The sequence below is a fragment of the Oceanicaulis sp. UBA2681 genome, assembly GCF_002354675.1.
Classification (GTDB): Bacteria; Pseudomonadota; Alphaproteobacteria; order Caulobacterales; family Maricaulaceae; genus Oceanicaulis; species Oceanicaulis alexandrii.
The window spans coordinates 29,244-32,607 of sequence record NZ_DEMB01000005.1 but is presented as its reverse complement, the minus strand read 5'-3'; the positions used below and the strand labels follow the sequence as shown (position 1 = coordinate 32,607).

The 3,364-nt window shown below is 63.8% G+C and carries 5 protein-coding genes; 4 read left to right on the top strand and 1 reads right to left on the bottom strand.

All coding sequences use genetic code 11. The features are described 5' to 3' along the window. From B3M53_RS04180 to leuB, 3 genes are all read left to right on the top strand, one after another. On the top strand, nt 1-410 hold a 410-nt coding region (locus tag B3M53_RS04180), incomplete at its 5' end, for an aconitase family protein (RefSeq protein ID WP_286799669.1). Next, entirely contained in the window at nt 400-978 is a 579-nt protein-coding gene (gene leuD, locus B3M53_RS04175) for a 3-isopropylmalate dehydratase small subunit (RefSeq protein WP_160092710.1), read from the top strand. The genes B3M53_RS04180 and leuD, both read left to right, overlap by 11 nt. Then, nucleotides 975-2,042, top strand: coding sequence for a 3-isopropylmalate dehydrogenase (gene leuB / locus B3M53_RS04170; protein WP_022700577.1), 1,068 nt, complete (start codon nt 975-977; stop codon nt 2,040-2,042). The genes leuD and leuB overlap by 4 nt, the downstream gene beginning before the upstream one ends. Nucleotides 2,043-2,049: 7 nt before the next feature. On the opposite strand, the gene B3M53_RS04165 is transcribed toward leuB, so the two are convergent. Then, nucleotides 2,050-2,883, bottom strand: a complete 834-nt coding sequence (locus tag B3M53_RS04165; protein ID WP_273020228.1) for an SDR family NAD(P)-dependent oxidoreductase — start codon at nt 2,881-2,883, stop codon at nt 2,050-2,052. Between the two features lie 191 nt (nt 2,884-3,074). Here B3M53_RS04165 and B3M53_RS04160 point away from each other — a divergent pair. Further along, on the top strand, nt 3,075-3,364 hold a 290-nt coding region (locus B3M53_RS04160; protein ID WP_286799668.1), incomplete at its 3' end, for a DUF2189 domain-containing protein.

Here is a 3,364-nt window from a genome sequence, read left to right as displayed (position 1 = left end):
TCAAGATCGACCGGGTGTTCATCGGCTCCTGCACCAATGGCCGCATCGAGGATCTGCGCGCTGCCGCCAAGGTGGTCGAAGGCAAGAAGGTGGCGTCCACCGTCTCGGCGATGATCGTTCCAGGCTCCGGCCTGGTCAAGGAACAGGCGGAAGCCGAGGGCCTCGACGTTATCTTCAAGGATGCAGGCTTTGACTGGCGCGAGCCGGGCTATTCGATGTGCATCGCCATGAATGGCGATAGCGGTCTGGCGGGCGAGCGCATCGTCTCCACCTCCAATCGCAATTTCGCTGGCCGTCAGGGCCGTGGCGTGCGCACCGTTCTGGCCAGCCCGGCCACGGCGGCCGCCTCCGCCATCGCCGGCGCCATCGCTGATCCGCGCCGTATTCTGGAGGCGTCTCATGCTCAATGAACCCATCACAAAGGTCACCTCCCGCAGTTTCGTGATCAAGGACGCCAATATCGACACCGACCAGATCATTCCGGCGCGCTTCTTGACCACGACCGAGCGCGGCGCGCTGGGCGAGGCGTGTTTTCATGACTGGCGCTTCACCCCTGACGGCGCGCCGACCGCGCATCCGCTCAATCAGGTGAACCGCGACGAGCAGCGCATCCTGATCGCGGGCGATAATTTTGGCTGCGGCTCGTCGCGCGAACACGCGCCCTGGGCGCTGCGTGATTTTGGCGTCGAAGCCGTCATCACCTCGCGCGCGGCGGACATCTTCAAGTCCAATGCGCTCAAGAACGGCCTTGTGGTGTGCGAGATCGACGAGGCGGCCCATGCGGCTTTGCTCGACCGCGAGGACCTTGAAGTGACCGTCGACGTGGTCAACCAGACCGTGACGGCGGGCAATATCACCGCCAGCTTCAAGCTTGATCCGTTCGCGCGCACCTGTCTGATCGAGGGCGTGGACCCCTTGGGCTTCATCCTCAACCAGTCTGACGCCATCACCCGGTTTGAGAGCGAGACCGCGGCATGAGCCAGTCCATCCTGATCCTGCCTGGCGACGGCATCGGGCCTGAGGTCGCGCGCGCGGCGAAGGCATGTCTTCAGGCGGTCGCCCAGCTGGAAGGGCTGGAATTCACCTTCTCCGAAGCCGCGTTTGGCGGGGCGGGGATCGATGCCAGCGGCGAGCCCTTGCCCGAAGACACGCTGAAAGCGGCTGAGGCTGCGGATGCGATCTTCCTGGGCGCCGTGGGCGGACCGCAATGGGATCACGCGCCGAAACGGCCTGAGCAGGGCCTTCTAGGTTTGCGCAAGGCGCTGGGTCTGTTCGCCAATCTGCGTCCGGTCAAGGTCTTCAAAGGGCTGGAGCATCTCTCGCCCCTGAAGGAGGACCGGGTTGCGGGCGCGGACGTGCTGATCGTTCGGGAGCTGACAGGCGGGCTGTATTTTGGCGAGAAGCGCGAGGGCGAGGACGAAGCCTTTGACGGCTGCACTTACTCGCGCGCGGAAGTCAGCCGCATCGCCGAGATCGGCTTCAAGGCCGCGCAAGGTCGCAAAGGCAAGCTCACCAGCGTGGACAAGGCCAATGTGCTCGCCACGTCGCGGCTCTGGCGCAAGACAGTGAATGATCTTTCCAGTCAGTACCCTGATGTGACGGTCGACCATCTGTATGTGGACGCCGCCGCCATGGCGCTGGTGACCCATCCCGCACGCTTTGACGTCATCGTCACCGAGAACCTGTTTGGCGATATTCTGTCTGATGAAGCCGCCGTGGTGGCGGGCTCGATCGGGCTTCTGGGGTCAGCGTCTCTGGGCGCCTCGGGGCCGGGCCTGTTTGAACCCATCCATGGCAGCGCACCGGACATCGCCGGGCAGGACAAGGCGAACCCGTCCGGCGCCATCGCCAGCGCGGCGATGCTGCTTCGTTATGGTCTGAACCAGCCCAAAGCCGCGGACCGTCTGGAGGCGGCGCTGGAAGCGGCCTTGTTGCACGAGGAGCGCACGGCGGATCTGGGCGGGACGGCCAAAGGCTCAGCCTTTGCGCACTCCGTCCTCGCTCATATCCAGAAGGAACAGGTGATGGAGCCGGCGCAATAAGCCGGCTCTAGTTCGCCTCGCGGCGTGCGACCTTCTTCTTGATGAAGTCCCAATACTTGATCGGGAAAACCCGCTCCATGATCGCCAGTGTGTGCGCGTCGCGGCCCACCAGCACGCGCGGGCGGCGGCGCTCGACGCCGCGCAGGATGATCTCGGCGGCTTCGGGCGGCGGCATGACCAGGCCCTCCTTGGCCATCTTCTTCACCGCTTTGAGTTCGGCCTCGGTCATGTCGGCGGGCTTTTTCGCATCCTCGGCGATGCGGGTGTTCACGCCGCCGGGGTGGATGGTCGTCACCCCGATGGAGGTGCCTTCAAGCTCGTGCATCAAGGCGTTTGAAAATCCGCGCACGGCGAACTTGGCCGAGGAATAGGCGGTCTGACCCGCCGGGGCCACAATGCCGAAGATCGACGAGACATTGACCAGCTGGGCGGTGTCGGCCCGCTGCATCAGGGGCAGGAAGGCGCGGGTCATGCGCACCACGCCATAGAAATTGATGTCGATCAGCCATTCAAAGTCATCGTCGGTGACCCGGTCGAACGTCCCGCCCAGCGCCACGCCGGCATTGTTGAACAGGGCGTGTACCGCGCCATGCTCGGCCTCGACCGCTTTGGCAAACGCGGCGATCTGGTCCTTGTCGGCCACATCCACCTTATGGGTAGTCACCTTGATCTCATTGCTTTTCAGGGCGTCCGCCACCTCAGCAAGGCGATCCTCCTGAATATCGGCCAGCGCCAGATTGGCGCCGCGTGCGGCCAGAGCTGCGGCGAGGGCCGCGCCAATGCCGCTGCCGGCGCCGGTGATGACCGCCGTGCGGCCTTTGAAATCGAGCTGTTGGGTCATGCGCTCCCCTCTGGATTTTCTTGCCGGATGAGATGTGAACGCTGTTCACTCCGGAGTTTGCCGCAGAGTTTCAGAGTTTCTCGCTTCTGTCCATTGCGTCGGCGCGGGGTGCGGCGCTGAGTCTGACTTGTCACCGAAATCAAATGAGATCACAGTCGTAATACACACAATAATCATAGGGAGGAGTTCGCATGGTTACGCTGGAAAAAGTGCGTCGGGATGCGCCTTGGGCCTGGATCAAGGGCGCGATCGACGACATGGCCGCCGCCCCCTTCCTGTCCATTGGTTATGGCGTCGTGTTCACTGTGATCGGCCTCGCCATCACGGTCGGGCTCTGGTCCTTGGGTCAGGGCGCGGTCGTCCCGGTGATGATGGGCGGCTTTGCGCTGGTGGCGCCCGCCTCGGCCATTGGCATTTACCGGATCAGCCAGATGCGCGATCAGGGCAAGACGCCGGGGCTGTGGGATTTCTGGTCGATCCC

Excerpts from the sequence above, each read along its gene's own strand:
- leuD (WP_160092710.1), top strand. The coding sequence starts at position 400 with ATGCTCAATGAACCCATCACAAAGGTCACCTCCCGCAGTTTCGTGATC.
- leuB (WP_022700577.1), top strand. The coding sequence starts at position 975 with ATGAGCCAGTCCATCCTGATCCTGCCTGGCGACGGCATCGGGCCTGAG.
- B3M53_RS04165 (WP_273020228.1), bottom strand. The coding sequence starts at position 2,883 with ATGACCCAACAGCTCGATTTCAAAGGCCGCACGGCGGTCATCACCGGC.